This window comes from Bacteroidales bacterium (assembly GCA_014860585.1).
GTDB lineage: Bacteria > Bacteroidota > Bacteroidia > Bacteroidales > 4484-276 > RZYY01.
In genome coordinates this window covers 1-25,889 of sequence record JACZJL010000126.1, presented here as the reverse complement: position 1 = coordinate 25,889, position 25,889 = coordinate 1, and the positions used below count along the sequence as shown (strand labels likewise).

General features: G+C 44.6%; 16 protein-coding genes and 1 riboswitch. Of the genes, 8 read left to right on the top strand and 8 right to left on the bottom strand.

What is annotated here, in order from left to right:
• The first annotated feature begins 30 nt into the window (after positions 1 to 30).
• From IH598_13350 to IH598_13340, 3 genes are all read left to right on the top strand, one after another.
• Entirely contained in the window at positions 31 to 3,840 is a 3,810-nt protein-coding gene (locus tag IH598_13350) for a T9SS type A sorting domain-containing protein (protein MBE0639497.1), read from the top strand.
• Positions 3,841 to 4,085: 245 nt separating this feature from the next.
• Positions 4,086 to 8,618 carry a carboxypeptidase regulatory-like domain-containing protein gene (locus IH598_13345; protein MBE0639496.1) on the top strand — a complete coding sequence of 1,511 codons (4,533 nt, stop codon included), beginning with the start codon at positions 4,086 to 4,088 and terminating at the stop codon, positions 8,616 to 8,618.
• A gap of 140 nt (positions 8,619 to 8,758) precedes the next feature.
• Positions 8,759 to 10,051: a cysteate synthase gene (locus IH598_13340; protein MBE0639495.1), complete on the top strand. Its 1,293-nt coding sequence runs from the start codon at positions 8,759 to 8,761 to the stop codon at positions 10,049 to 10,051.
• Between the two features lie 189 nt (positions 10,052 to 10,240).
• Here the strand turns inward: IH598_13340 and IH598_13335 are convergent, their stop codons facing one another.
• Positions 10,241 to 11,116, bottom strand: coding sequence for a hypothetical protein (locus IH598_13335; protein MBE0639494.1), 876 nt, complete (start codon positions 11,114 to 11,116; stop codon positions 10,241 to 10,243).
• Between the two features lie 181 nt (positions 11,117 to 11,297).
• Here IH598_13335 and IH598_13330 point away from each other — a divergent pair, with 181 nt between their 5' ends.
• Positions 11,298 to 12,743, top strand: a complete 1,446-nt coding sequence (locus IH598_13330) for a T9SS type A sorting domain-containing protein (protein MBE0639493.1) — start codon at positions 11,298 to 11,300, stop codon at positions 12,741 to 12,743.
• A gap of 7 nt (positions 12,744 to 12,750) precedes the next feature.
• On the opposite strand, the gene IH598_13325 is transcribed toward IH598_13330, so the two are convergent.
• Both IH598_13325 and IH598_13320 read right to left on the bottom strand, forming a co-directional pair.
• Positions 12,751 to 13,647, bottom strand: a complete 897-nt coding sequence (locus IH598_13325) for a hypothetical protein (protein MBE0639492.1) — start codon at positions 13,645 to 13,647, stop codon at positions 12,751 to 12,753.
• A 65-nt stretch (positions 13,648 to 13,712) separates the two neighbouring features.
• Positions 13,713 to 14,066 carry a hypothetical protein gene (locus tag IH598_13320; protein MBE0639491.1) on the bottom strand — a complete coding sequence of 118 codons (354 nt, stop codon included), beginning with the start codon at positions 14,064 to 14,066 and terminating at the stop codon, positions 13,713 to 13,715.
• A gap of 75 nt (positions 14,067 to 14,141) precedes the next feature.
• On the opposite strand from IH598_13320, the gene IH598_13315 reads away from it, so the two are divergent.
• On the top strand, positions 14,142 to 15,518 hold the full coding sequence (locus tag IH598_13315) for a dienelactone hydrolase family protein (protein ID MBE0639490.1): 1,377 nt from the start codon (positions 14,142 to 14,144) through the stop codon (positions 15,516 to 15,518).
• 145 nt (positions 15,519 to 15,663) lie between these two features.
• Positions 15,664 to 18,264 (top strand): T9SS type A sorting domain-containing protein, encoded by a 2,601-nt coding sequence (locus tag IH598_13310; GenBank protein ID MBE0639489.1) that lies wholly within the window; start codon positions 15,664 to 15,666, stop codon positions 18,262 to 18,264.
• 38 nt (positions 18,265 to 18,302) lie between these two features.
• Here IH598_13310 and IH598_13305 read toward each other — a convergent pair whose 3' ends face one another.
• Entirely contained in the window at positions 18,303 to 18,857 is a 555-nt protein-coding gene (locus IH598_13305) for a DUF4294 domain-containing protein (protein ID MBE0639488.1), read from the bottom strand.
• 158 nt (positions 18,858 to 19,015) lie between these two features.
• Positions 19,016 to 19,114, top strand: a riboswitch (TPP riboswitch).
• Positions 19,115 to 19,174: 60 nt separating this feature from the next.
• Between IH598_13305 and IH598_13300 the strand changes: the two genes are divergently transcribed.
• A complete protein-coding gene (locus tag IH598_13300) occupies positions 19,175 to 21,580 on the top strand; it encodes a TonB-dependent receptor (GenBank protein ID MBE0639487.1) in 2,406 nt (801 codons plus the stop codon).
• On the opposite strand, the gene IH598_13295 is transcribed toward IH598_13300, so the two are convergent.
• From IH598_13295 to IH598_13280, 4 genes are all read right to left on the bottom strand, one after another.
• Positions 21,577 to 23,073: a sodium:solute symporter gene (locus IH598_13295; GenBank protein MBE0639486.1), complete on the bottom strand. Its 1,497-nt coding sequence runs from the start codon at positions 23,071 to 23,073 to the stop codon at positions 21,577 to 21,579. The two genes, IH598_13300 and IH598_13295, sit on opposite strands and share 4 nt — an antisense overlap.
• Before the next feature lie 243 nt (positions 23,074 to 23,316).
• The gene (locus IH598_13290; protein MBE0639485.1) at positions 23,317 to 23,889 is read right to left on the bottom strand and encodes an HAD family hydrolase; all 573 of its coding nucleotides are present in this window, start codon (positions 23,887 to 23,889) and stop codon (positions 23,317 to 23,319) included.
• On the bottom strand, positions 23,861 to 24,571 hold the full coding sequence (locus IH598_13285) for a nucleotidyltransferase family protein (protein ID MBE0639484.1): 711 nt from the start codon (positions 24,569 to 24,571) through the stop codon (positions 23,861 to 23,863). The genes IH598_13290 and IH598_13285 overlap by 29 nt, the downstream gene beginning before the upstream one ends.
• On the bottom strand, positions 24,568 to 25,137 hold the full coding sequence (locus tag IH598_13280) for a D-sedoheptulose 7-phosphate isomerase (protein ID MBE0639483.1): 570 nt from the start codon (positions 25,135 to 25,137) through the stop codon (positions 24,568 to 24,570). Before IH598_13280 ends, IH598_13285 begins: the two co-directional genes overlap by 4 nt.
• A gap of 188 nt (positions 25,138 to 25,325) precedes the next feature.
• Between IH598_13280 and IH598_13275 the strand changes: the two genes are divergently transcribed.
• On the top strand, positions 25,326 to 25,889 hold a 564-nt coding region (locus IH598_13275), incomplete at its 3' end, for a patatin-like phospholipase family protein (protein MBE0639482.1).

Here is a 25,889-nt window from a genome sequence, read left to right as displayed (position 1 = left end):
TTAATTAATAATCAAAACATGGAGGTTTAAATGAGAATCAAGTTACTAACATTAATCTTCGCAGGATTGTTTCTCAGTACTGCCATTTATGGCCAGGAACAGAAATCAAATATCCTGATTGAAAAGGGGCTGGCCTACCTGGCATCAGTCCAGAGCACAACAAAAGATCTTACACTGATCGGTACAACAAGTATCGATCCTAATGGCATTGAGCCGTTAGACAGCAAAACTCCGGGCAACTGGGGCGGATCTGGTATTACAGCATTATGCCTTCAGGCATTTTTACAAAACGGGCATAACATTGATGACCCTGTGTATGGAACTGTGGTGACCAATGCCATTAACTACATTCTTTCGACACAGGATTTGTCTGGCGGTTACCATCACGGAGCATTTTATGGATGGGGAGGAGATTCAAGAGGATATGAAACTGCCATGTCAATTTTTGCACTTCACCTTGCCCTCAAAACACCACTCAGCGGAGGGGGATACATCTCAGGCGCATTCAAAACTACGATCGAAAATGCCATCGCGCTGGCGGTAAATTACTACACACAGGATGTCAATGTAGCATGGACACGCGTAAGTTGGAGGTACAATAGAGGAAATACAAGCGAAACAGGCGGCGACATGTCTGTTAACCAGTGGGTCTATCTTGCCCTCGATGCTGTTGACTATGAAGACAAGGACATTTGGAATAAAATTTACGGCTACCTCAACTGGCAGAAATGCACCTCAGGAAATGCTTCCAGAGTGGGGTACCAGGGTTGTAATACCCGCCCGCAGGGGATGACCTGCGCCGGAGCGTGGGGCGCCGTATTGGCTGCCGACCATGGTGTCGCCGCAGCTTCCACATTGAAGGATCAGTTTTATAACTACCTTGGAGGTTTCACACTGGCCCAATTGGTAAATCCGGGCAGCATTGGTAGTAATCAGATATATAGCGGCGGTGGCTATTACTACTACCTATATGGTTTTGCGAAAGCAATGGCATTAGGAAACAAAACCATCTTTGGAGGTGGAAACTGGTACGATTACATGTACTCTGCCATCGAAGGTCAGAGAATCATAGACGGCAATGGAAATTTTTACTGGAACGGATGGGGTGGAGATGGCGGCCCAAAAATGGAAACCGCTCTAGCGCTGCTTTGTTTGCAAACCGGAACAGTACCTCCTGGCAGTCAGTTTACTATTTCGCTCGATTCGGATCTCACCAAAGATGATTGCCTTGAATTCATCATCACTGATGAATTGGGAAATGAGGCTGGTATCAACAGCACCTCTTTCTACAACAACATAGCCGGAGCAGAATGGACCGAAACCGGAGCAGATTTCTGGGAATGGTATAAGCTACTTGAAACAGCCGGTAATTTTAATACGCAGATCAAGAACCTGTGTCCGACTGCTAAAGAAGTTGAGCTTTGCTTCAGGGTTTACAACCTGGAGGATGTGCTGGTCGATGAAGAGTGTTTCCTCATCACCATTGATCCTTACAGGACCATAGCAGCCACTTCATTTGTCAATGCTATTGGTGGACTGAATGTTATCATAGTTAATCCGCCAGCCGAAATCCCCATTATGGAACTTGACCCGGATGTAATTGGATACAATCCCTTTGAGTACAGCCAGACCTATAATTTCACTTTTAATGTAATTGAAACCGGCGGCGAATCACCGTTGCTCAATGTGGACCTTTTTGCCTCTCCGCTTACTGATGAGTTTGGCAATGTGATCCCTGCCAATAGTTTTACTATAACTCCAAACTTCATTGCAGCAATTCCTCCCGGAGGCTCTGTGCCCGTTCAGGGTACACTTGTTACTCCGGCTTCATTCGGGAAGAACGGGGTAGGGTTGTTCCAGGGTGTAATCACAGCCCAGACAACCCAGCAGGCAAAAGCCATAAATTTTGAAATCGGAAAACCAACCATGTCAGCCAATCCGGATATCATCAACGCAGGGTATCTGGCAGGTTCATCTGCATTTGATCTTGATTTCTCAGGCTTTATTGGCGTCGACTGGACCATCGAAGTGGTTGACCCCTGGTTAACGGTTAACCCGTTGGGTGGTAACAATGATGCTGTGATTACGGTAAACTTCGATGAAAACAATTCAGGGTTTGAGCGCACGGCCTTCATCACCATAACAGCCCCGGATGCTTTGAACCCGGAGGTCGTTGTTACAGTGATCCAGTCCGAAGCCCCATTCCCCTTCTTCATTGATGCTGAGCTGATTGTATCGACGGATAAAGCCAACTGGGAACCCGCAGATGGAAATCTTGCTGATGGATTCATCGTGGGTCTTGATGCCCTGATCGAATATTACTACCTCGATCTTGGAGAAAATACCCAAACAAATGTTCCATTGATGAATGACTATTTCCCATTCTATCTCGATCCGGAAAATGTGCCGGCCGGTTTCTTCAACTTCTGGGCCAACAAAGGAGTATTTGAGGGTTGCACAGGGGTTTGGGAACCCATCATGTGGCAGATTATCAACGGTGAATTGCCAACCTTCTACATCCGTTACGACACCGGTCCAAAAGTTTATCCTTTTATGCTGGTTGACGGACTGCAGAAACTGCTTGGCCAGCCAGATGATTACCTGAGGGTAAATGGCGTTTATCCTTTTGGTACCTATCACTACACTGGCTTTATCCAGGATATAGCCGGCAACATGTCCGGCGAGGTGTTAGTCAAGATTACCTTCACCAGCGAAGTATTCCAGCAAATTGAGCTCCCCGCCGGCTGGCTCGGAATTTCGAGTTACATTGTGCCGGAAAATCCGGATGTAGAAATTATGCTCGATGGTATTGAGGAGTACATGGAGATCATCCTGCGTTTTGGAGGGTTCTACTGGCCGCCGCAAAACATAAACATGTTCGGTGACTGGAACGCCTATGAAGGGTACAAGATTAAAATGAACCAGGGTGCTTTGCTCGAAGTATTCGGCGGACCAGCCGAACCTGCTGTATCATTCCCCGCCGGATTGCATTATCTGCCGGTACTCAGTCCGGCGCCGGTGGATGCAGAAGACGTGCTTGGCGCTGTGGGAGATGCATTGCTATTTGCATTCAATATCCAGGAAGGGTTGATTTACTGGCCACAGGGCGGTCTTGCAACACTCGAAACCCTCGAGCCCGGCATCGGTTACCTGATCAGGCTGCTTGAACCGGCAACTTTCGAGTTCGTTGGAAAACAAGCCGGAATCCCACAGGAAGTAACGTCAACAATGAATGTTACACCATGGAATAACGCCGTCAATACAGGGAATCCGCATATTATTTCCATTACTTCTGCAGCCCTTGCCGAACTTGAAGCGGGTGATGTGATCGGAGTATTCAATCAAACCGGAACCTGCGTGGGGATGGCTAATTTTGACGGCAGTGAAGGAAACCTGGCATTGGTCGCTTACGGGGATGATTTCACCACCGCCGTTATTGACGGAATGAGTGAAGGCGCCGCATTCGATCTCAGACTCTACAGACCTGGCACTGACCAGCAAGCCGATCTTACAGCAACCTTCGATCCTTCTTTCAATACCGGAACATTTGAAACCGGAGGATTATCCATCATCAACACATTGAAAGTTGGTTCACTGGCAACCGGCAATATCCAACCCGATGATTTTTCAATTTATCCCAACCCATCCACGGGCTTGTTCAACATCGTCACAACATTAATAGCTGATGTAAAAGTGCTGGATGTAAAAGGACAAACCATTATGGAACGGCAAATCAACGGAAATACTCAACTCGATCTTTCAACTCTGAGCAAGGGGATTTATTACCTGAAAATAAGCAATAACGAGGCATTGAGAATTGAAAAGATCATGATCAAATAGCGTTTAAATCAACCTTAAAAAAAAATCCCGGACATCCGGGATTTTTTTTTAAGGATTTTTAATTACCGGAATTAAAATAATTCGTAAACTTGCTGTTCGAAAAGTTCAGGTAGTCAATAACGTCAAAATTCAGAAATGCCTATGGAGAAATAACTACACTTCCCAAATAAAATCTGTTCCAACAACCACAAAAAAAATAAAAAAACATTCAATTTCAATTCATTACTAACTAAAAATTTACGTTTATGAAAAAAGTTACAAGTTTATTTTTTATGATTGTTCTTCTGCTGCTTAGCGGCAACCTATGGACGCAATGCCTCACTGCCCCTAATGGACAATGGCCTTCATCTACCTATACAAATACGGTTTGTGACGGTACGATGCAAGTCATCACCACTTGTGCCTACACTGGAGAGTATTCAGTTGTATCAGTGATTGAAGGCAATGAATACCAGTTCCAAACTGCTGTGGCCACCAATTATCTCACAATCAGTAACAGCGATGGAACTGTAGCCTATGCATTCGGCACAACGCCGGTAACATGGACAGCGACATTTACAGGTGATGTCAGGTTTTACCGGCATATTTCCGATGCATGTGACTATGCATCAGGATGCATTGTTGCAAGCGTAAGTTGTACTGAACCACTTGCTGCGTGTTTAGATGCTCCTAACGGACAATGGCCTTCATCAAATTATTCAATTATCAACTGCAATGGCACACCAGAGCTCATAACTAGTATTGCATATACCGGTGAATACTCCCTTGTAAACGTGGTTGAAGGAAATACCTACGAGTTTTCAAGTTCAGTGGGAACTGATTACCTGACGATTGCTAATGAAACAAGAACGGAAGCTTATGCTGTTGGCACAACTCCTGTAACCTGGGAGGCAGCTTTTTCCGGAGTAGTAAGTTTCATCCGCCATCTGGACGACGCATGTAATTACAGCAGCGCCAGCAGATCTGTATATGTCAGTTGTGCTGAGCCTTCAATCCCTGTTTGCCTTGATGCGCCGAACGGTCTCTATCCAAGTACCACATTTACAAATTCTGTTTGTGATGGTACGTTTCAAACTGTTACCTCTGCAGCATGGGGCGGTGAATATTCGAAAGTAAACGTAATTGAAGGAAATATTTACGTTTTCAATAGTTCGGTGGCAACTGATTACCTCACAATTGCTGATGAATTGGGTACAGAAGCCTTTATTGCCGGAACTACGCCGGTGGAATGGACAGCCGATTTTTCAGGAGTCGTGAGATTTTATCGCCATTCAAGTGATGCCTGTGATTACGAGAATGTAAGCAGAACGGTGCAGGTAAGTTGTGCTGAGCCTCCTGTCCCTGTATGCCTCGATGCGCCAAACGGTCTCTATCCAAGCTCAATATTTACAAACTCTGTCTGTGATGGTACTTTTCAAACTGTTACCACAGCAGCATGGACTGGGGAGTATTCAATGGTTAATGTAACTGATGGAAACACATACGTTTTTTCTAGTTCAGTTGCAACGGATTACATTACCATTGGAAATGAGTCAGGCATAGAAGCGATTACATCCGGCACAACTCCATTGGAATGGCTTGCTGATTTTACTGGAGTGGTAAGGTTTTATCGCCATTCAAGTGATGCCTGTGATTACGAGAATGTCAGTAGAACGGTGCGGGTAAGTTGTCTCGCCCCTCCTCCGGGCGATGATTGTAATAACCCAATTATTGTTGATACATACCCATACATGGACCTTGGGCAAACCACCTGCGGACATGGAAACTCTTATGATGCAACGTGCCTCGGTTCCTATGATGGCGGTGAAGATATCATGTATGAGTTTACACTTACTGAATCCTGGATAGTAACTATTACAATGGATCCAAAATTAACAACCTGGACAGGTATGCTGTTGACTGATATTTGTCCTCCGGAAGCAACCTGTATTGCAACAGTTTCAAACAGCGGAGCCTCTGTGAGGGAAATTGAACAATTGCTGGAACCGGGTACTTATTACATTATGATAGATACATGGCCAGATCCTGATTGCATCCCTGATTTTGATCTTTCAATCACACTTACAAGTCCAGTTCCACCAGGGATCCTTAGTGGTACTGTTACCGATCTTGACGGTAACCCGCTGGAAGGAGTTACAGTTAACGCAGGCCTTGCAAAATTTGAGGCAACGACCAATGCATCCGGTTTCTACGAATTCCTCGGACTTGAACCGGGTTTTTATGATGTGACTTTTGACTTCGACTTCTATGAATCTCAATTGTTTGAAGGTGTTGAAGTGGTATCAGAATTAACTACAACACTTGATGCGGTAATGCTGCTATCTCCCCCACCATTCTGCCCGGATTTGGTTTATCCTGGCAATGATGCCACTAATATTCTGCCAAATGCAACTTTAGAATGGGCGCCTGCCGGACCCTATGCTGCATCTGGATACAGAATCTATTTATTTAATACGACTACTGGTGAGTGGGTGGAAGAAAATACAGATCTTGGAAATGTTACCACTTACACACCTGCTGAACCGCTGGATTGGGGGTCTTACTATGCCTGGCTGATCGTGCCATACAACCTTTCGGGCGAAACACTGGGTTGTACCCCCTGGTTCTTCTTCACTTCTTTCAATGGAACCATTGCCGGAACGATAACTGATACCAACACCGGATTGCCGATCGAAGATGCTACCGTCTTGTTTGAAAGTATTTTCCCCAATCCCGGTTTTACTGCCACTGAGATGACAGAACCTGACGGGACTTATGCTTTTAACTGGGAATCTGGAACCTACAAGGTTACTGTTTCAAAATTCGGGTATCAAACCAAAGTGTTTAATAACATCGTGATGCAGCCCAACCAGACAACTACCCTCAGCACAACGCTTACCCCTTATATACCTTACACTATCCCGTTTGTTGAAGGCTGGGATGCTTTAACTTTCGCAGCGCAACAATGGAGTTCGGTACCAAACTGGTTGGTTGGAACACTTGGCGGCGAGCCGGTTGCAGCCTTTATAGATGAGCCAAGAGCTTTCAATTATTCCAGAGTGCTGCAAAGCTTTTTCATCGATGGCAGAGATGAAGAACAAATTTATGCGCAATTCGATTTGGACTTTTTGAATTATTCAAGTTCAACTGTCGAATCCCTCACATTCATGGTAAACAGCGGTAACGGATGGCAGGATATTTACACATTCGACAACCAGGATGGTAGTATCCCGTGGTCCAAATTTACCTATGATATTTCCGGTGAAGTTGCCGGTAAACTCTTTTTATTGGGTTTCAGGGCTGAAGGAGCAGATTCCTGGAATATCTGGTATTGGGTTATTGACAACATTCTGGTAACTACTGAATTTATGGATGTTAATCCATCAGCTCTGTATGAGGCACTTCCGTTAGATGGAAACGCAATACAACAATTTAGTATTACAAACCTGGCCATCAATGATCTCCTCTGGGAGGCTTCATTTGATCCACCCGCCCCATGGCTCATTTTAGGTGAGATGAATGGCAGTGTACCCGGATTTGGGATGTCAACCGTTGATGTTACATTTGATGCTATTGGATTAGCTCCAGGTACTTACAACACTATACTTACTATCTCCGCAGCCAATGGCCTTGTTGAGCAATCAATCCCTGTCACCCTTGAAGTTTACGATGAAGCCTTCCAGAAAATCATGATCCCGGGAGCTAACAGCTGGGGCTATGTCTCCACCTACGTTAACCTGGACAGCAAAATGATGCTTGAAACCGCTCTGGCAGACATTCTCGAAGAGATGATCATCATGATCGGAACCGACGGTATCTTCTGGCCTGGCCAGAACATCAATACGCTCGGCGAATGGGATACCTACAAAGGTTACAAACTGAAAATGGGCGAAGAAGGATTGCTTGTTTTCTTCGGCGATGCTGTAGAGAATAAAACAGTAAGTTTCCCCGCCGGTGTGCATATTATTCCGGTACTGAGCGAATTCCCTGTTCCTGCCGCAGATATCTTCGGCGGACACGATATCGAGTTTGCTTTTGATCTAAACGGTGGAATCTACTGGCCATTCGGACAGATTTACACACTCGAAACTCTGGAGCCGGGTTACGGTTACCTGGTAAAATTCAATGCTCCGGCATTACTCGACTTTGATGTTGCAAAGAGCAATGCAATTCCAAATCTTTACACATCATTTGAAAATACGACTCCCTGGAATAATGTTTACAAAACAGGTGATGTCCACATTGTAGGTATTTCTGCTGAAGCAACCTCAGCTTTGCAGACTGGCGATGTTGTTGGTATTTTCAACCCGGATGGCGTTTGCACCGGTATGTCGTTGTACACAGGCAAAGCCATGGCCATTGCAGTATTTGGCGACGACTTGACATCTTTCTCGAAAGATGGAATGAGTGCAGGTGAACCAATGAGTGTGAAGGTATTCAGCAACGGAGAAATCATTGAAGTTGAACCTGTTTACAATAACCAACTTCCAAATGCTGACGGACTGTTTGCCATTAATGGCCTCTCTATGATCACCTCATTTAAGGGTGCTACCGGAATTGGCAATGGAGATGCACAGTCAATCCGCATCTATCCGAATCCATCAAATGGCTTATTCACCATTGACGGCATTGACAACTCATACAAACTGGTAGTAATGAACTCTCAGGGTCAGCTTATTTACACCAGCGATAAAATGAGTACAAATACCATTGATCTTACTAATCAACCAACAGGCGTTTACTTTATCAGGCTGATTGGCAATGACCAAACCATTTCACACAAAGTGATTATACAATAAATCCTTACGGAATTCTGATAAAAACCTGTCCGGCAACCGGGCAGGTTTTTTTTATCCTCATTAGTCGCTTGAATCGATGCAAACCACTTTCGGCAAGTTTAATATTTTTGCCGCTAAATAAACATTCCAAATTTCTTCTCATGACTTCACTTCCAAACCAAACCAGCTACGAACTTCAATCCATCGCCACCGGAGCAATTTTTCAGGATTCCGGCTGGATGCTCGATGCGCCCGGTGAAACCTCACCAACGCTAATCAGAGCAATATATCAGCACCAGCAATTAAATGTAAAATCTGAAAAGTTTGGCATTTACAGATTTGCGGACTGGCTGCCGGTAAATCGGTTTCTTAAAGGCTCTGCGGCTCCTGTAACTTACAAGAGCGAGGGATTAGCAGAGTTTTTAGGGCTTCAAAATCTTTACATCACTTTCAGCGGTTACTGGTCCGAAAAAGGGATCGAAATGCCAACCTGCTCATTCAAGGAACTTGAGGCTTACACGGTATGTGCACGGATGAATCCAACCAATCAAAAAGTGTTGGTGGTTGCTTCTGCTGGAAACACCGCAAGGGCTTTTGCCAGGGTATGCTCGGATAACAATATACCTTTATTATTGTGCGTGCCGGAAGATAACCTTGATGCCCTCTGGTTTGATACGCCAATTAAAGAAAATGTCAAACTCATTGCTTCCCGCAAGGGAGGCGATTATTACGATGCCATCCACCTGTCTGCACTCGCGAGTCGCCTGGAGGGATTTATTGCCGAGGGTGGCGCAAAGAATGTCGCCCGCAGGGATGGAATGGGAACTACAGTCCTTTCGGCAGCCACCGCAATCGGGAGAATTCCGGATTACTATTTTCAGGCCGTCGGAAGCGGAACCGGCGCCATCGCTGCATGGGAGGCCAACCTGAGGCTGATTGCTGATGGCAGATTCGGAAATCATAAAATGAAACTGATGGTTTCGCAAAACGAACCATTCATCCCGATGTACAATGCATGGAAAGTGAAATCCAGAAAACTGCTCGAGTTTGATGATGATGAGGCACGTTTAGAAGTGGAACAAATTGACGCCAAGGTGCTTTCGAACAGGCGCCCCCCCTACTCTATCGCCGGTGGTTTGTTTGATGCCCTGACAGATTCACATGGCGACGTTCTCACTGCCAGTAATGACGAGGCACGCGAAGCAGCAGCATTGTTTGAAAGATATGAAGGCATTGACATCCACCCGGCTGCTGCCGTGGCAGTAGCCTCGCTGGTTAAAGAGGTGAAAAAAAATAAAATTGAAAAGGATGCTGTGATAATGCTCAATATCACCGGCGGAGGGGAAGAACGGTTTAAATCTGAAAAGAAACTTTTTTACCTGAAGCCAAACCTCGTGTTTGATATCAATCCAAACACTGATGAAGTAAAAGAGAAATTAGAGCGACTTTATTAGTTTCTCCGTCTATTGTTTGTAATGAACTGGCAGCTTTTATTAATTAGTGCCTGCCAGAAAACGCCTTGAATGTGATTTTCAACGATTTATTTACCCCGGAATTTATCCCGAGACTTCGGGAGGGTTGGGGCAACAATGATTTTCAACATTAAGAGTTTTCTGGCAAACACTAATTACAAACCGGAACTGTTACCCCTGCCCTCCGGGCTGTTTTAATGTTTCCAGTTTCAAATCAATTGAAATAGAGCCATTCTCGATCACCCTGATAAAATAATAATCATCGTCATAAACCGATGCATCGAATTCAAAGGAGAGTTTGTGGTTTCCCGGGGGCATTAAAGGATTGTTATATAGCTCCCTGACAATCACGTTATCCTTATTGAACATGGCGATGCTGACCGCCCTTGTGTCGGGGTATGAGCAATTGAATTCACCGCTCATAGTTCTTTTATAGTTGGTATAATAGTAATTTCTACGATAATCATTTGGATCTCGTGGTGGTGGCGTTTCCTGTTTGGTCACATCAGCAAGATAATGAATAAAATCATTCACTAGCAAGGTATCGAAGCCAACAATATCTTCAAGCCTCCTGTTACAGGTTAATGCCCACACAGCATATTGGGCTTCTGCATTATACAGCGAATCCTTTTCGATCCAGCGGGTTAACCCGACAAGGCTGGAATCCGCTTTTTCCCCTGCAACATAGGTGAACTCATCATAGGGGTTACTCAATGAAGAATTAGTGCACATACCATATAGCTCCCTCATGACCTGTTGGCCAGGATTTAATGTAATCACCTCCTGCCGGGTGATCACAAAAGGCTGAAAATCTTTATCCTCCGGAACAAATATTAACCCGTTATCTATTGTCACCACAATTTTCATCCCTGAAATATTTTTGGCATTTATTACCAAAGGCCTTATGTAATGCGTACTTTCGGGGTTACTTGTTATGGTAAAATTCAGGTGTTGTTTCAGTTCAGTGTCGGTCAGATTGTATGCCTGTGCATAGCAACTGTAGCTGACCATCATGGTGGCCACAAGTAACAAAATTGATTTTCTCATACCTCAAAAATTTTATTTGTTAATGATTTGAATTTACAAGCTCATTGTAAAGGTATGATCATGAGAGAGTTTTTTGAATGCTGAAAAAACGAACCGGAAATTTTATTATTACTAATTTTGGCTGTATTTTTCTTATTCTTCATTGAGAAATATAGTTTAAGTTTTCATCAAAATCCGGGGTATGCGAATACAAACCTTCACGATAATTATCATTTTTTGTCTCAGTTTTCATCTCAATGCCCAAAAACAGGTTGTGGGCTACTATCCCAACTGGCAATGGTATGATCGCAGCCAACTGGTGAATCCCGAAACCATTTTTTATGAGAAATACACGATCATCAATTACGCGTTTTTTCGTCCGATGGCGAATGGTGAGATTACCTCGACTGATGGTTGGGCGGATGAAAACCTGTTATTGGGACCGATGGTCTGGTGGCCGGTTCAGTACCATGATTCAACCAGAAGTCTTCCCTATCTTGCCCGGCAAGCCGGAGTAAAGTTATTGCCTTCGATCGGGGGTTGGAATGATTCCAGTACTTTTCCGGACATTGCTGCTAATCCGGACAAAAGACAGGTTTTTGTAAACTCGTGTCTTACCCTGATCAACACCTATAAATTCGATGGCATTGACCTCGATTGGGAATATCCGGGCTATGCGCCACATGGAGGATCGGCAGCCGATAAAGCCAACTTCACCCTCTTGTTACAGGATTTGCGGCTGGCACTGGATAATCTCTCCACCCAAACCGGAAAAGAATACCTGCTTACCTCCTGCTTTGGCGCGGCTCAAACGCACATGCAGCATATTGACTGGGAAGGCGTTTTGCCGCTGGTGGACTATGTTAACCTAATGACCTATGATTTTCACGGCTCCTGGGATCCCGAAAGCAACCATCACACTCCCCTTTATTCACCGGCTGTTGGTGATCCTGACTGGTGCTTTCATGGTGCGTTCACACTGCTTACCCAGACTTATGGAGTTCCCACTGAGCAGATCAATATCGGGGTTGCATTTTATGGTAAAGGACTGGCTAATTGCACACAACTTTATGGTTCACACACCGGTTACGACGGGTCAACTTTTTGGGAAGATGAAGGACAGCCGTTGTTTTACAACATCTTGAAAAGGATGAATTTATTCACCAGGTATTGGGATGACCAGGTAAAATCTCCATATTTGCTTGGCAATACAATCAATACGTTCGTTACTTACGACGATCCGGTTTCGATTGGGCATAAGGCAGAATATGTGATGAATAATGATATCGGGGGTGTGATCATCTGGGAAATTACGGGCGATTACATTGAAACATCACCGGGATCGGGAGTGATTGCAGGAACGCCTTTGCTGGATACACTGTTGTTTGTTTTCAACAATACAACTACCATCAACAAACCGAAACATGATTCAGTAACCATTTATCCGAATCCGGCAAAAGATTTTCTCAGGATAATTTCAGCATACCCGGTTGAGCAGATTCAGCTGATGACCATGACAGGTCAGGTGGTTACTGAGAGGAAAAACAACTCAATCATTGATGTTTCCGGTGTTTCTGATGGAGTATATCTTGTTGTGATTAAGATTGGGAAAGAGACATATACTCAAAAGCTGATCGTTACCAGATAAATACAGTTTAGTAATACTCATGTTCGTAAATGACCATGTATTTTGAAGGTGCGCCGCGATTACCTTCGGTTTGAAATGCCCTCATTTCTGTCAAATGGCCGTGCTCATTCATTTGCCGCTCAATGCGCCGGGTAAGCTGTCCCAGGTTATTATACTCTATTTCTATGGACGAGTTCAGCACGTTTTCATGATAAACTGATTCAACGCTGCGCTTTGTCAATTGATCTTCCGAATTGATGCTCACACGGTTGTTATGCTCATCGTATCCATAAACAACCTTTTCGACCAACTTGTCATCCTCATCATATTTCAAAGTTTTCACCAGGTTGCCCTGGTCATCATACCCATACGTTTCTTTGTATTCCCCGTTTTCATCCGAAATGCCGGCTTCGGTCAGGTCTCCTTTTTCGTTGTATTTGAATCTGTTGTTTCGGACTTCCTCACCTTCTTCAGTCAAAACATTGGCTATCAACCTGCCATCTTTATATTCAAACTCTTCAACACGCTCAGTTTCACCTTCATCATTCATCCACTTCTTACTCGCCAACTCATTGTTGACGTTGTATTCGTAAACAATTGTATCGAAACTGCCGTCAACATAGTGAATCAATCCTTTTACCACTCTTCCTTCGTCATTGTATTCAAAAGTTAACCGTTCCTCAAGGTTGTCTTCCGAATCGAAGGACTCTTCGCTGACCCGCAAACCCTTTTCATTATAAGTATAAACTACCCTGGCTGCATTTTCCCCGTTGTAGTCATACTTTTTCTCCACCAGCAGGTGTCCTTTTTCATCAAAAATCTCTTCCTGGAGTAATATCCGTCTTGTTTTATTCCTGTATTCCTCGAACTCCCCATCCGGGGGCAGTTGAATAATAAATGCTTTTGATGTTTTGATCTGTTTCATTGTGGATAAATTTTGGCAAAATTTCTTTAAAGTATGATCAGGCTGCAAGAATAAGAAAAATTGGCTTATTGAATCCTGTTTCTTCGCGCATCCACAAAACTTTTAATGTAAACAGCCATTGCAACGACTCCTGCGATCATCATGAGTGCGACCCTGAATATGGCAGCATTGTCGGCACGCTGCAGAGCACCACGCAGGGGCATTACAAGCATGACAACGACGAGCAGGGTTAATACTACGACGATGTGGGCAACCGTTTTGTTGCTCTTCTTCATGGATGAAGTCATTGCCAGAAAAACACCTCCGAATAGAGCCGGGATGAAAGCGGTTAACGATGGAGATTCAGAGGAAAAGTAACTCCAGATACTGATAAGGATCAGAAGTGTTCCAAAAACAAAATTGATTTGATAAGGTTTCATATTGATTAAATTTGATGGTAAAACAACAGCTTTGGTCATTTTGTTAAATTTGCCCTTCATTAAAAGATCAACCCCATGAAAAGGTTCATTCCATTTATCCTGTTTTTTGCCTCACTTCAAATCCTGGCACAATCCTACCAGATCGGCAACATTTCAACAACCTACGTTGATCCTGAGCGAAACAACCGCAACATCCCCACTGAGATTTTTTATCCTGCCAGTCAGGCAGGCGCCAATGTGCCAGTGGCTGACGGAATGTTTCCTGTAATTGTATTCGGCCATGGGTTTGTGATGGTTTATTCGGCCTACCAATATTTGTGGCAGGCACTTGTTCCTCAGGGTTACATTGTGGTTTTACCCAAAACCGAAGGCTCCTTTTCACCTAATCACCTCAACCTGGGACTTGACCTTGCTTTTTTAATCAATAAAATGAAAAGTGAGGGAATGAGCGAAAGTTCTGTTTTTTATGGAAAAATTTCTGCCAATTCCGCCATGATGGGACACAGCATGGGCGGAGGCGCCTCTTTCCTTGGTGCAGCCAGCAATCCTGCGGTGACCACGCTGGTTACCTTTGCAGCCGCCGAAACCAATCCCTCTGCTATTGCTGCCGCTGCCAATGTGCAGGCAGCTACCCTTGTCTTTGCCGGCCAGAACGACTGTGTCACTCCCCCACCCCAGCATCAGATTCCGATGTACCAGGCACTTCAAAACGAAAAAAAGATCATGATCACGATCAATGGTGGCGGCCATTGTTTTTTTGCCGATTATAACTTTTTCTGCTCAATTGGGGAAGGCACATGCTCTCCTTCGCCAACCATAACCCGGGAACAGCAACAACAGACTGTGCTGTCGTTTTTATTACCCTTTTTCGATTTTCAACTTAAAGGAAACTTCAATTCATGGCAAAACTTCCGAAACCTGCTGAGTTCAAGCCAGACCATCACTTATCAGGATGGATGGACCAACCTTCCGGCGCAGCAGGGTAAGTTGCTCAATGAGGGATGGAACAGTCTCTCCTACCCGGTTAATCCTGTTGAACACACATTTAAACTTCAGTTTGCGGGACTAACAGAGCATATTGTCAGGTTTACAGATTATGCTGATATTTCCTTTTCTGGCGAAGATATTCCTTCCAACTTTTTCATTTCCCCAGATGAGGGTTATGTGCTGAAAATGACTCAGGAGGCCATGTTGCATTATGCCGGCTATGAACACGCCAACAAAACATACACGCTCGAGGAAGGCTGGAATATTCTTCCGGTGTTATCCACCACTCCTGCTGATCCTGCTCTTTTATTTGCCGCCGGAATTGACCATCTGGTCATGGTTAAGGAGATTGCCGGTAATAACCTGTATTGGCCTGAGTTCAACATCCAAACCCTTGATGAATTAATACCGGGAAATGCTTACTGGGTCAAGGTTGATCAGCAAATCACAATTGAATTTGAATAACCTGCCATTAACTCCTGCCCATTTGACCAGATCCGTTAAATTATTTTTTCCCATATTTGCAGCCTATTTCACTAAAATTCTGGAAACTAAACCGGCTTAATCAACTCATTTCAAAAGGATTTTCTTTGCAAACATCTTCATAATTATGATTAAAAAAATTTCCGTTATTGCTCTTTTTACCCTGATTTTTGCAGGTATTGCTTTCATCTTTTACCAGAAACAACCGGACAACCGTAAACCGGACACACTGGTTACGCAAAACTTACCCGAAACCAAAGAGCCAAAAATGGCCCCCAACGACTGGCTGGCGCGTCAGAAACTTTATCCGAACGCCGGCTTCAGCTACGAGCATTACCTTCACGCATTGAGACAGGCTGACGCGTTGCATAAATCTTCACCGGCATTGCGGGAAGGCTGGCAACCGGCGGGGCCTTTCAATATCGGTGGCCGGATTACGGACATTGCTATCAACCCGGCCGTTCCAACCACAATGTATATCGGCGCTGCTTCCGGCGGGATTTTGAAAACAACTGATAACGGGGCTTCCTGGCAAAATGTGTTTACCGATGCACCGGTGATTTCCATTGGCGCCCTTGCGCTCGATCCTGTAAACGACCAGGCGTTGTATGCCGGTACGGGTGAAGCCAATGCTTCGAGCTACAGCTTTATCGGAAACGGAATTTACAAAACTACTGATGGTGGACAAAACTGGGAACATATCGGCCTGGAGCAGTCGGCCTACGTTGGCCGGATACTCATTGATCATTCCAACAGTCAGCGGGTGTTTGTTGCAGCCTGTGGAACGCTTTTTACACCCAATGATCAGCGGGGAATTTATCGCAGTGAAGACGGAGGAGGAAATTGGGAACAAGTGCTTTTTGTTTCCGATTCCACAGCAGGCGTTGACATTGTTCAACACCCGACCAATCCTGATATCCTTTATGCTGCAATGTGGGAAAGGATGAGGGGAATCACTTACCGCCGTTCACATGGACCAACGTCAGGCATATACAAATCAACCAATGGCGGCGACACCTGGACGTTGCTGCAAAACGGGCTTCCGGGAGGTGCGGAGAAAGGACGCATCGGACTCGCCATTGCAAAAAACAACCCGGAACTTGTTTATGCCTTCATCGACCGGAACCAAAGCGGGTATTCTTATGCCACCGTTTACAAAACCACCAACGGCGGTGCTAACTGGCAGCAAACCAACGATGGTGCACTGCAGGATATGAACAGCTCTTTTGGCTGGTATTTTGGTCAGATCAGGGTTGATCCGCAAAACGACAACCGGATTTTTTTACTCGGAGTTGATATTTACAGGTCGGAAAATGGTGGAAATTCTTACACCCAGATAGCCGGGTATTTCAATATAGATCAGGTTTATGTGGACAATCATGCTATGTTCATCCATCCCCAAACCGGTTTCATTGTTCACGGAAACGATGGAGGACTTTATACCAGCAGCAATTACGGCAATTCCTGGTCAAAGATCAATAACCTGCCACTCACACAGTTTTACGCCATCGAAGTAGATTACCTCAATCCGCAACGGATTTACGGCGGTACACAGGACAACAACACGATAAGAACCTGGACCGGTGCGCTGAACGACTGGGAGAGGATTTTGGGGGGAGATGGGTTTTACGCACTGGTGGATTACACCAACTCAAATACTGTGTATGCTGAGTCCCAATGGGGAAACCTTTATCGTTCAAACAATGGCGGAAACAGTTTTTCATATATCGCTGATGATATGTCAGGCGATCGCACCAACTGGTCATCACCGCTGGCCATGCATCCACAAACCCCGGCAACACTTTACTTTGGAACTTACAGAATTTGGAAAACAACCAATAAAGGAAACAACTGGACTCCGATCAGCGGCGACCTCACCTTCAACCTGAGTTCATCAGGTTACAGCACCATTACCACTATTGCTGTTTCACGGCTGGATCCACAAAAAATTCTTGCAGGCTCCGACGACGGCAGGGTGCACATCACTACTATCGGCGGTGATATCTGGACCGATATTTCAGCCGGTCTCCCGGTAAGATGGATCACAAGAGTAGCTTTCGACCAGTTTGACGGCAATACAATTTACGCCACTGTTTCAGGTTTCAGGTGGGATGAGCCGCATCCTTACGTTTTCCGCTCAACCGACCTTGGCCAGACATGGGAAAGTATTTCGTCGAACCTCCCTGAAATGCCGGTAAACGTGATTGTCACTGATCCAGGACAGGAAGGACAGCTATTTGTGGGAACTGATGCAGGAATCTTTTTCACAACCACCGGCGGGCAGCAGTGGTGGAGCCTATCTCAAGGTATTCCCAACGTGCCCGTCACTGATTTAAAAATCCACGACCCGACAAGAACCCTTGTAGCCGGAACCTATGGCTGTTCGGCTTATCGTCTTGACCTTGATGTGATGACATCGGTTGCTGATCCTCACTTCACTTCGCAAAGCAGCAATGTGTTGATCAGGCCTGTTTATCCAAATCCTTACAGCAACAGCAATGGAAATAATTTCCTTTCGGTCGAAATCTACCTTACTTCTCCTGCAGAAGGAGCGCTTGAAATAACAGATGTTTCCGGCCGCAAAATTCACACGATTCATTCAGGTCAATTCAGCAGTGGCGCAAAGATTTACCAGTGGAATGGGAATGGGGTCAATACCGGAATTTATTTTATCAGGCTTGTCACGGATAAAGGAAATGCACAGCAGAAGTTGCTGGTTACCGGGTGATTCAAATGAGAAATATCAAATTTGTGGTAACAAACTGATCAGATCAGCCCCAATTCAATCATCCTGACAATAGTTTCGATGCTTTGGTCTTCGCCGTAAGGGTCATATTTCACTTTCAGGTTCAATCCAAATAGTCTGGCAAAGGACTGGTAAAAAAAAGCACGGAAACTCCCGCGAAGCTCCTTCACAAGGTCAAATGAAGACTCCCCCGTTTGCCGGTCAATGAGTTTGATGAGAATTTTCCCCTGACTGAAAGTAAGCTTTTTTAATTCCCCACCATACTGCCGGTTCAGATCTTCTTCAAGGTCTTTCATGATTCTCCGCCGCTCGTTATCATTTTTGGCCCTCAGCAGAATCTGCTCATATTCGCTGAGCATTTCACCGGCCAGCCGCGCATAGGGATAAACAATTCTTACATTCCTGACCAACCGGTTGTATTGCCGTTCTTCCCGGTTGCTCTTAAAAATTTTATAACCAAATACTTCAGCTTCTGAAAGCCGGACATAGGGAATGGTATCGCCATCAACAACGCTCACCGGAACAACATGGAGGTTGTTCTCCTGCCCGATACTGAAAAATCCGGTAATGAGCATTAAGAAGAGAGTTATCGTTAGCCGTTGCATCCCATTCTGAATTATTGCACTTTAACGAAACAACCGGCAGGATTATTTGGTTTAAGCATCATCCTCATTGGCCTTAAACTATATCATTCATTTGCAGTTTAAAAATTTTCATGTACCTTTGCGCTATCAAAATCCAATAGGGGTGCCCTAAACAAACGGGCTGAGATCATACCCATTGAACCTGCTCCGGATAATGCCGGCGAAGGGAATAATGGTTCAGGTGACCTTGTTTATCCTCTATTGATTTTTAATTCAAACGATTGTTGGACTTAAAAATCAATTGAACGATGAAAAATTTAATGATGCTGGCATTGATCATTCTGATGCCAATGATTGCCTTCCCACAGCTTATCCTTACGGGAAAAGTAATGGACTCGCAAACAAATTCAGTGCTGGTCGGGGCGCATGTAATCCTCCATCCCACTTTCCTGACCGCCGTAACCGATCACAATGGTATGTTCCGCTTTACCAAATTGAAGCCGGGAGAATATACATTGAATATCTCCTTTCTCGGTTTCTTGGAGCAGTTTCAACAGGTTGTGATTTCGCAAAACACCGAGGTTGATATCCTGCTTTTACCCCGACAGATTTTGGAGGAAGAAGTGGTGATTTCATCTACAAGAATACCGGTGAACTCTCCGGCAACTTTTACCAATATTGATAAAGAAGAAATCAGGAAAGTCAACCTGGGACAGGATTTGCCTTTTTTGCTCGAAACCACACCCAGCCTTGTGGCTACTTCCGATGCCGGCACAGGGATAGGTTATACCGGAATGAAAATACGGGGAACCGACATCACACGGATCAATGTTACCATCAACGGAATCCAACTCAATGACCCCGAATCACATGCCGTTTACTGGGTCAACCTGCCCGACCTTGCCACCTCTGTCGAAAGCATTCAAATTCAGCGTGGGGTTGGAACCTCATCAAACGGTGCAGCAACTTTTGGTGGAAGTATCAATATCCTGACACAATCCTTAAGGGATGAGCCTTACGCCGAAATCAACAGCTCCGCCGGCAGTTTCAATACGTTCAAAAATACCCTGTCGATTGGCACTGGTTTGTTGAATGGTAGTTTTTCCGTTGACGCCAGGTTATCCAAAATCACCACCGACGGCTATGTTGATCGCGCTTTTTCCAATCTGCAGTCCTACAATATTTCAGGCGGGTATTTCAGCGACAAATCGGTGATAAAGCTGAATCTGATTTCAGGAAATGAGCGCACTTACCAGGCATGGAACGGAACCCCTTACGACAGCCTGAAAACCAACCGCACTTTCAATCCATCGGGTATAATTTATAATAACGACGGGTCAATCTCCTACTATGACAACCAAACCGACAACTACCGGCAGGATCACCAGCAGTTATTTTTCTTACACAGCCTCAATCGCAAGCTAAACATCAATCTTTCACTATTCCATGTCCGGGGATTTGGTTACTACGAAAACTATATACAGAACGAAGACTTTGAGGATTACGGCCTGGATGATGTTATCATTGCAGTTGATACCGTCAACAGCACCGACCTGGTCAGGAGGAAATACCTCGACAATCATTTCTACGGATCAACCTTTTCGCTTAATTACAACTCGCAAAAGAGATTAAGCGGATCGCTCGGCGGTGGGCTTGATTATTATGAAGGCGATCACTATGGCAATATCATCTGGGCAGAATTTGCAGGCAACAGCACGACCGACTTTCGCTGGTACGACAACACCGGCATTAAACGGCAGTACAACATTTTCGGAAAAGTTTATTACCAGCTAAGTTCAAAGGTAAATGCTTTCGCTGACCTGCAGGTAAGGGGAATTGACTATACCATCGAAGGGACACATGACAATTTGATGGATATTTCTCAAACCCATGATTACCTGTTTTTCAACCCGAAATTCGGAGCATTGATGGAATTAAACCAACAACATCAACCCTATTTTTCATTTGCGGTGGCCAACCGTGAGCCCACGCGCAGCGACTTCAGGGATGCTGACGACGACAATCAACCACGGCCTGAGAGACTTACAGATATTGAAATTGGTCACAATTATGCAAGCAACACCTTCAGGCTAAACGCCAATTTCTACTTTATGGACTATAAAGACCAGTTAGTGTTGACCGGAAAAATCAACAACGTTGGCAGTCCGATCTTTGTCAATGTACCTCGTAGCTACAGGATAGGCATTGAAATGATCATCGGATGGAAGCTTTCGCCACAATTTCGGTGGGATGGCAATGCCACATTGAGTAACAACAGGATTAAAAACTTTACCGAATATGTTGACAACTGGAACCCACCCTATGATCAGATCGAACGAAACCTGGGCGATACGGATATCTCATTTTCTCCATCGGTCATTGCAAAAAGCGTTCTCAGCTATGAGCCGGTAAATGGATTGAACCTGACCCTGGTTTCGAAATATGTCGGAAAACAATTTATTGACAACACCTCTGACAACAGCTGTTCACTCGACCCCTATTTCGTGAATGACATCAGGTTAAACTATTCTTTTTCAATCGCTTTTGTGAAGGAATTAAGTCTGTACCTGATGGTCAACAATGTTTTAAACACCGGCTATGTGACCAACGCATGGGTCTACAGGTACCTCGAGGGAGGAAATGAGTACCGCATGGACGGTTATTTTCCGCAGGCAGGGATCAACTTCCTGGGGGGTGTGTCGGTGAGGTTTTAGGAAGTTGTCGTGTTGTCATGGTTGTCATGGTTGTCATGTGTTGTTGGTTTTTTATTTGACAGAAGAAGTAAACCTATGTACATCAAAAAGCCATTGAGAATCAATAATTCAAATCCGAATTTATAGCCGCCAAACCACGCAACGGAGTTTTTGCTGATCACATAACAGATCAACGGTGAAAGGATGGCAATTGCAGGGGTAAAACGATCGTTGACCGAACGGTTGGTGAACAACCCAAATGCAAACAATCCCAATAATGGCCCGTAAGTATAGCCGGCAATAGTGAACAATTCGGAAATCACTGCCTCATTGTTGATCATATTGAAAAACATAATCATTAAAATAAGCGCAAAGGCAATCCCAAGGTGCGCCCATTGACGGATACTTTTCCTTTTTTCCTCCGTCAGTTTTCTGTTGCGTTTAATTCCAAGGAAATCAACAGTAAATGAGGTAGTCAGGGCGGTCATGGCACTATCGGCACTCGAATAGGCCGCCGAAATAATCCCGATGATGAAAACAATTCCAGCAACGGGTTTCAGGTGATTAAATGCAATTTCCGGGAACAGTGTATCCGAAGTTCCGGGCATCACGACACCTTTGGCCTGGGCAAAAAGCACGAGCAGCACGCCAAGACCGAGGAACATGAGGTTAACGGGTATCAGCGCCCAACTGAGACTGATGATATTTTTCTGTGCATCTTTCAGGTTCCGGCAGCTCAGGTTTTTCTGCATCATGTCCTGATCAAGCCCCGTCATCACAATAGCGATAAAAGCCCCTGAGAAAAACTGTTTCAGAAAAAAACGCTTATCCTGCCAGTCTGTGAAAATCATCCTTGAATATTCACTTTCAAAAATGGATTTAAACATATTGCCGGTAGTCATCATCAGCTCATCACGAATGAAAATGACCGTTATCACAACAGATGCCAGCATAAATGTGGTCTGGAGCGTATCGGTCCAAACGATGGTTCTTATCCCTCCTCTGAAAGTATACAGGTTTATCAGAAGGAGAAAAATCACTGTTGTAACCCAAAAAGGGATCCCCATTTCGTCAAATACAAAAATCTGGAGGATGTTAATCACCAGAAACATCCTGAAAGAAGCGCCGATAATACGGGATAGCAAAAAGTAAAAAGCGCCTGTTTTGTATGACCAAAAACCAAAACGCTCATCGAGGTATGAATAGATGGATGTGAGTTGGAGACGGTAATAAAGCGGCAGAAGGATTTTGGCGATCGTGAAATAGCCCAGCAGGTATCCGATCACCAGCATCATGTAAGAAAATTGCGAATCCGAAACCCAACCCGGAATAGAGATAAAAGTAACTCCTGAAAGAGAAGCCCCGATCATCCCGTAAGCCACGACAAACCATGGCGATTGCCGGTTCCCAAGAAAATAGGACTCATTGTCCGATTTCCTTGCGGTAATGAGGCTTACAGCAAACAACATGGCTGTGTAGGCTAAAAAAATGAAGAGGATCAGTTGAGGGGTCATCAGTAACAAATTAGTTTTGTATCTTAATTTTTAATTTCTTGCTTTTTTTTGCAGAATTTTCTGCCGAAGGCATCCATAGGAAATTGTCAATAGATAAAAGACAAATAAATTCAAAAATCAAAATAAACAAATTCAAAATATTTCCAGAGAGTTAGCTCTCTTCTTTTTGCATTTTTGGTCATTAACATTTGAGATTTATTTGTTTTTTGATGATTGATTTTTGTTATTTCCAGTATGTACAGGTTAGGAATTTGGTAAGTTTTTTAGAAAATCAGCGAACTCCAGAAGGTTTTTAAACCAAAGGTCAGTGAGGTTGGGGTGTTGCCGAGCCATGGTGTTTGTAGGAGCAATAAGCACGGTTTTCATGCCAAGTCGTTTTCCAAACCTGAGATCGCTGAGGGAATCGCCAGCCATGACCGATCGTTTGAAATGGATTTCAGGGAAATCACGTTTTGCCTGCAAGGCCATACCAGGATTGGGTTTACGGCAAAATGGCCGCTCGTGTTCCAGTTTTGTACAATAATAAACTTTATCTATCCTTCCCCCTTCCCGGTTAACTGCATTTACCATTTGCGAATGAATCAGATTGAGCTCATCTTCGGTCATCAATCCCTTGCCAACACCTTGCTGATTGGTCACTACAACGATCTTTCCGAAAGCAGCATCAAATTCACGAAAGGACTGCAAAGCGCCTGGGGTGAATACAAAATCCTCCCACCGCTTCACGTAGTCGTCCACCAGCCGCTCGTTGATCACCCCGTCGCGGTCGAGAAACAAAGTCCATTGCTTAGAAATACCTGAAATAACTGAAGTCATCCTGTGTTTTTGCATATTCCTCAGGCACGCCGATATCGATGAAATAGCGGCGGCAGAGCATGCCATAAATTTTATGTTGTGTATAAACCTTTTCAAAAAAATCTTTTTCAAGAGAGAATTTTGCCGGCAGATCCTGTTCTAAAAGGAAATTCTTGTCAATCAGGTAAATCCCACCGTTGATCTTCCCCTTTCCGCCGGCTTCGGATTTTTCATAAAATGCAGTGATTTGCCCGTCCCAGTCCACTTCAATGCCGCCATAACGGCTTACATCGTCCACTTCGCGCATGGCGATGGCAAGTTTTGTGTCACGCATCCGGTAAAAATCGTGGAACTTTGGAAGGTCTAACTCAAAAAGGGTATCGCCGTTGAGCACCAGTACCGTAACGCCCTCCGCTTTTGTGATAGCCTGCTTTACAGCCCCGCCGGTTCCCAGCGGCTCCGTTTCGATGGAATAGTCAATCCGGATATCCCCAAAGCGATTGCCAAAGTGTTGTATGATTTGTTCGTGCAAATAGCCGACAGCAAAGATCACTTTTTTAATTCCGTTAAAAGCAAGGTAAGCGAGCTGATAATCAAGGAACGGCCTGCCATTGACAGGCGCCATGGGTTTTGGAGTGCCCTGAAGCACACCACTCAGGCGCGTGCCAAATCCGCCGGCAATGATTACCGCTTCTTTAATCATTTGGGGAAAAGCGTAGATTCAACAATCTCACAGATGATATGTCCCAAAAGGATTTGGGCTTCCTGTATCCGGGGCGTATCGCCCGAAGGAACATTCAGCAAATGGCTGCAGAGGGATTTCATTTTCCCTCCTGATTCACCTGTTAATCCAACGGTGATCATTCCCAATTCGTTTGCTGCTTCAATGGCCTTTAAAATGTTTGGAGAGTTTCCCGAAGTGGAAATCGCAATCAGGATATCCCCCTTCTCCCCTTTAGCCCTCACAAGACGGGCATACACCTCGTCATAACTATAATCGTTGGCCACGGCAGTAAGGTAAGAAGTGTTCACGTGCAATGCCTCAGCATCCAATGGCGGACGATCGAAATAAAACCGGCCTGTAAACTCGGCTGCCAGGTGCTGCGCGTCGGCGGCACTTCCTCCATTGCCACAAAGCAATAACTTCCCGTTGTTCCGGTAGGTATCAACCACCAATCCGGCAACATCATTTACCCTGCCAAGCAGCAACTGATCATTCAGCAACCGCTGTTTGACCTCAATAGATTGTCTGATGCGTAGTTCAATCATGATTCGTTGTTTTAAAACGGGGCAAAAGTAATGTTTTTGAGGTTGATGTGAAGTAAATCAACTACCACTGATCCGGGAGCTTGATCCCTGGCAGTGAATCATCCCACTGTTATTTTTTCTTAAATTTAAATCCTTTGTGCCATCATCATTGTTACCTTTGACAACACTAATTCCAAATACTTATCATTATGAAAGAATTTATTCAAACTGCAGAAATGAACAGGCTTCTGGAAACCATCAAATCCAAAGGTCTGGACAAGAAAGTCTATTCGGATGTAATAGACGAAAACGGAAACCAATATGTTGACCTGGTGCAGGAAGGCGGCGGCGTACTGGGCATTGCACTGGTAGGCTACACATATATCCTCGAAAAAGCCGGAATCCGCTTTTTCAGCCTGGCCGGTACTTCGGCAGGAGCCATCAATACAATGATGATTGCCGGAATAGGAAAGATCGGAGAGCCGGTTTCGGAAAAAATCCTGAAAATCCTTAGCGAGCAGAACCTTTTTGATTTTGTTGACGGCCCATCCAAAATCAAATCACTGATTCAGCGCTATATCGAAGGTAAACCGTTTATGGCCATTTCGATAGCACTCAATGCAAGCCTGATTTGGAAAACTTTAAAAGGGAAACTGGGCATCAATCCGGGGCTTACTTTTGAAGAGTGGATCACAAAAAACCTTTCAGCAGCCGGAATTAAAAATATGACGGACCTTGAAAATCTGCGGAAAGTAGTTCCCAAACTGATTGAC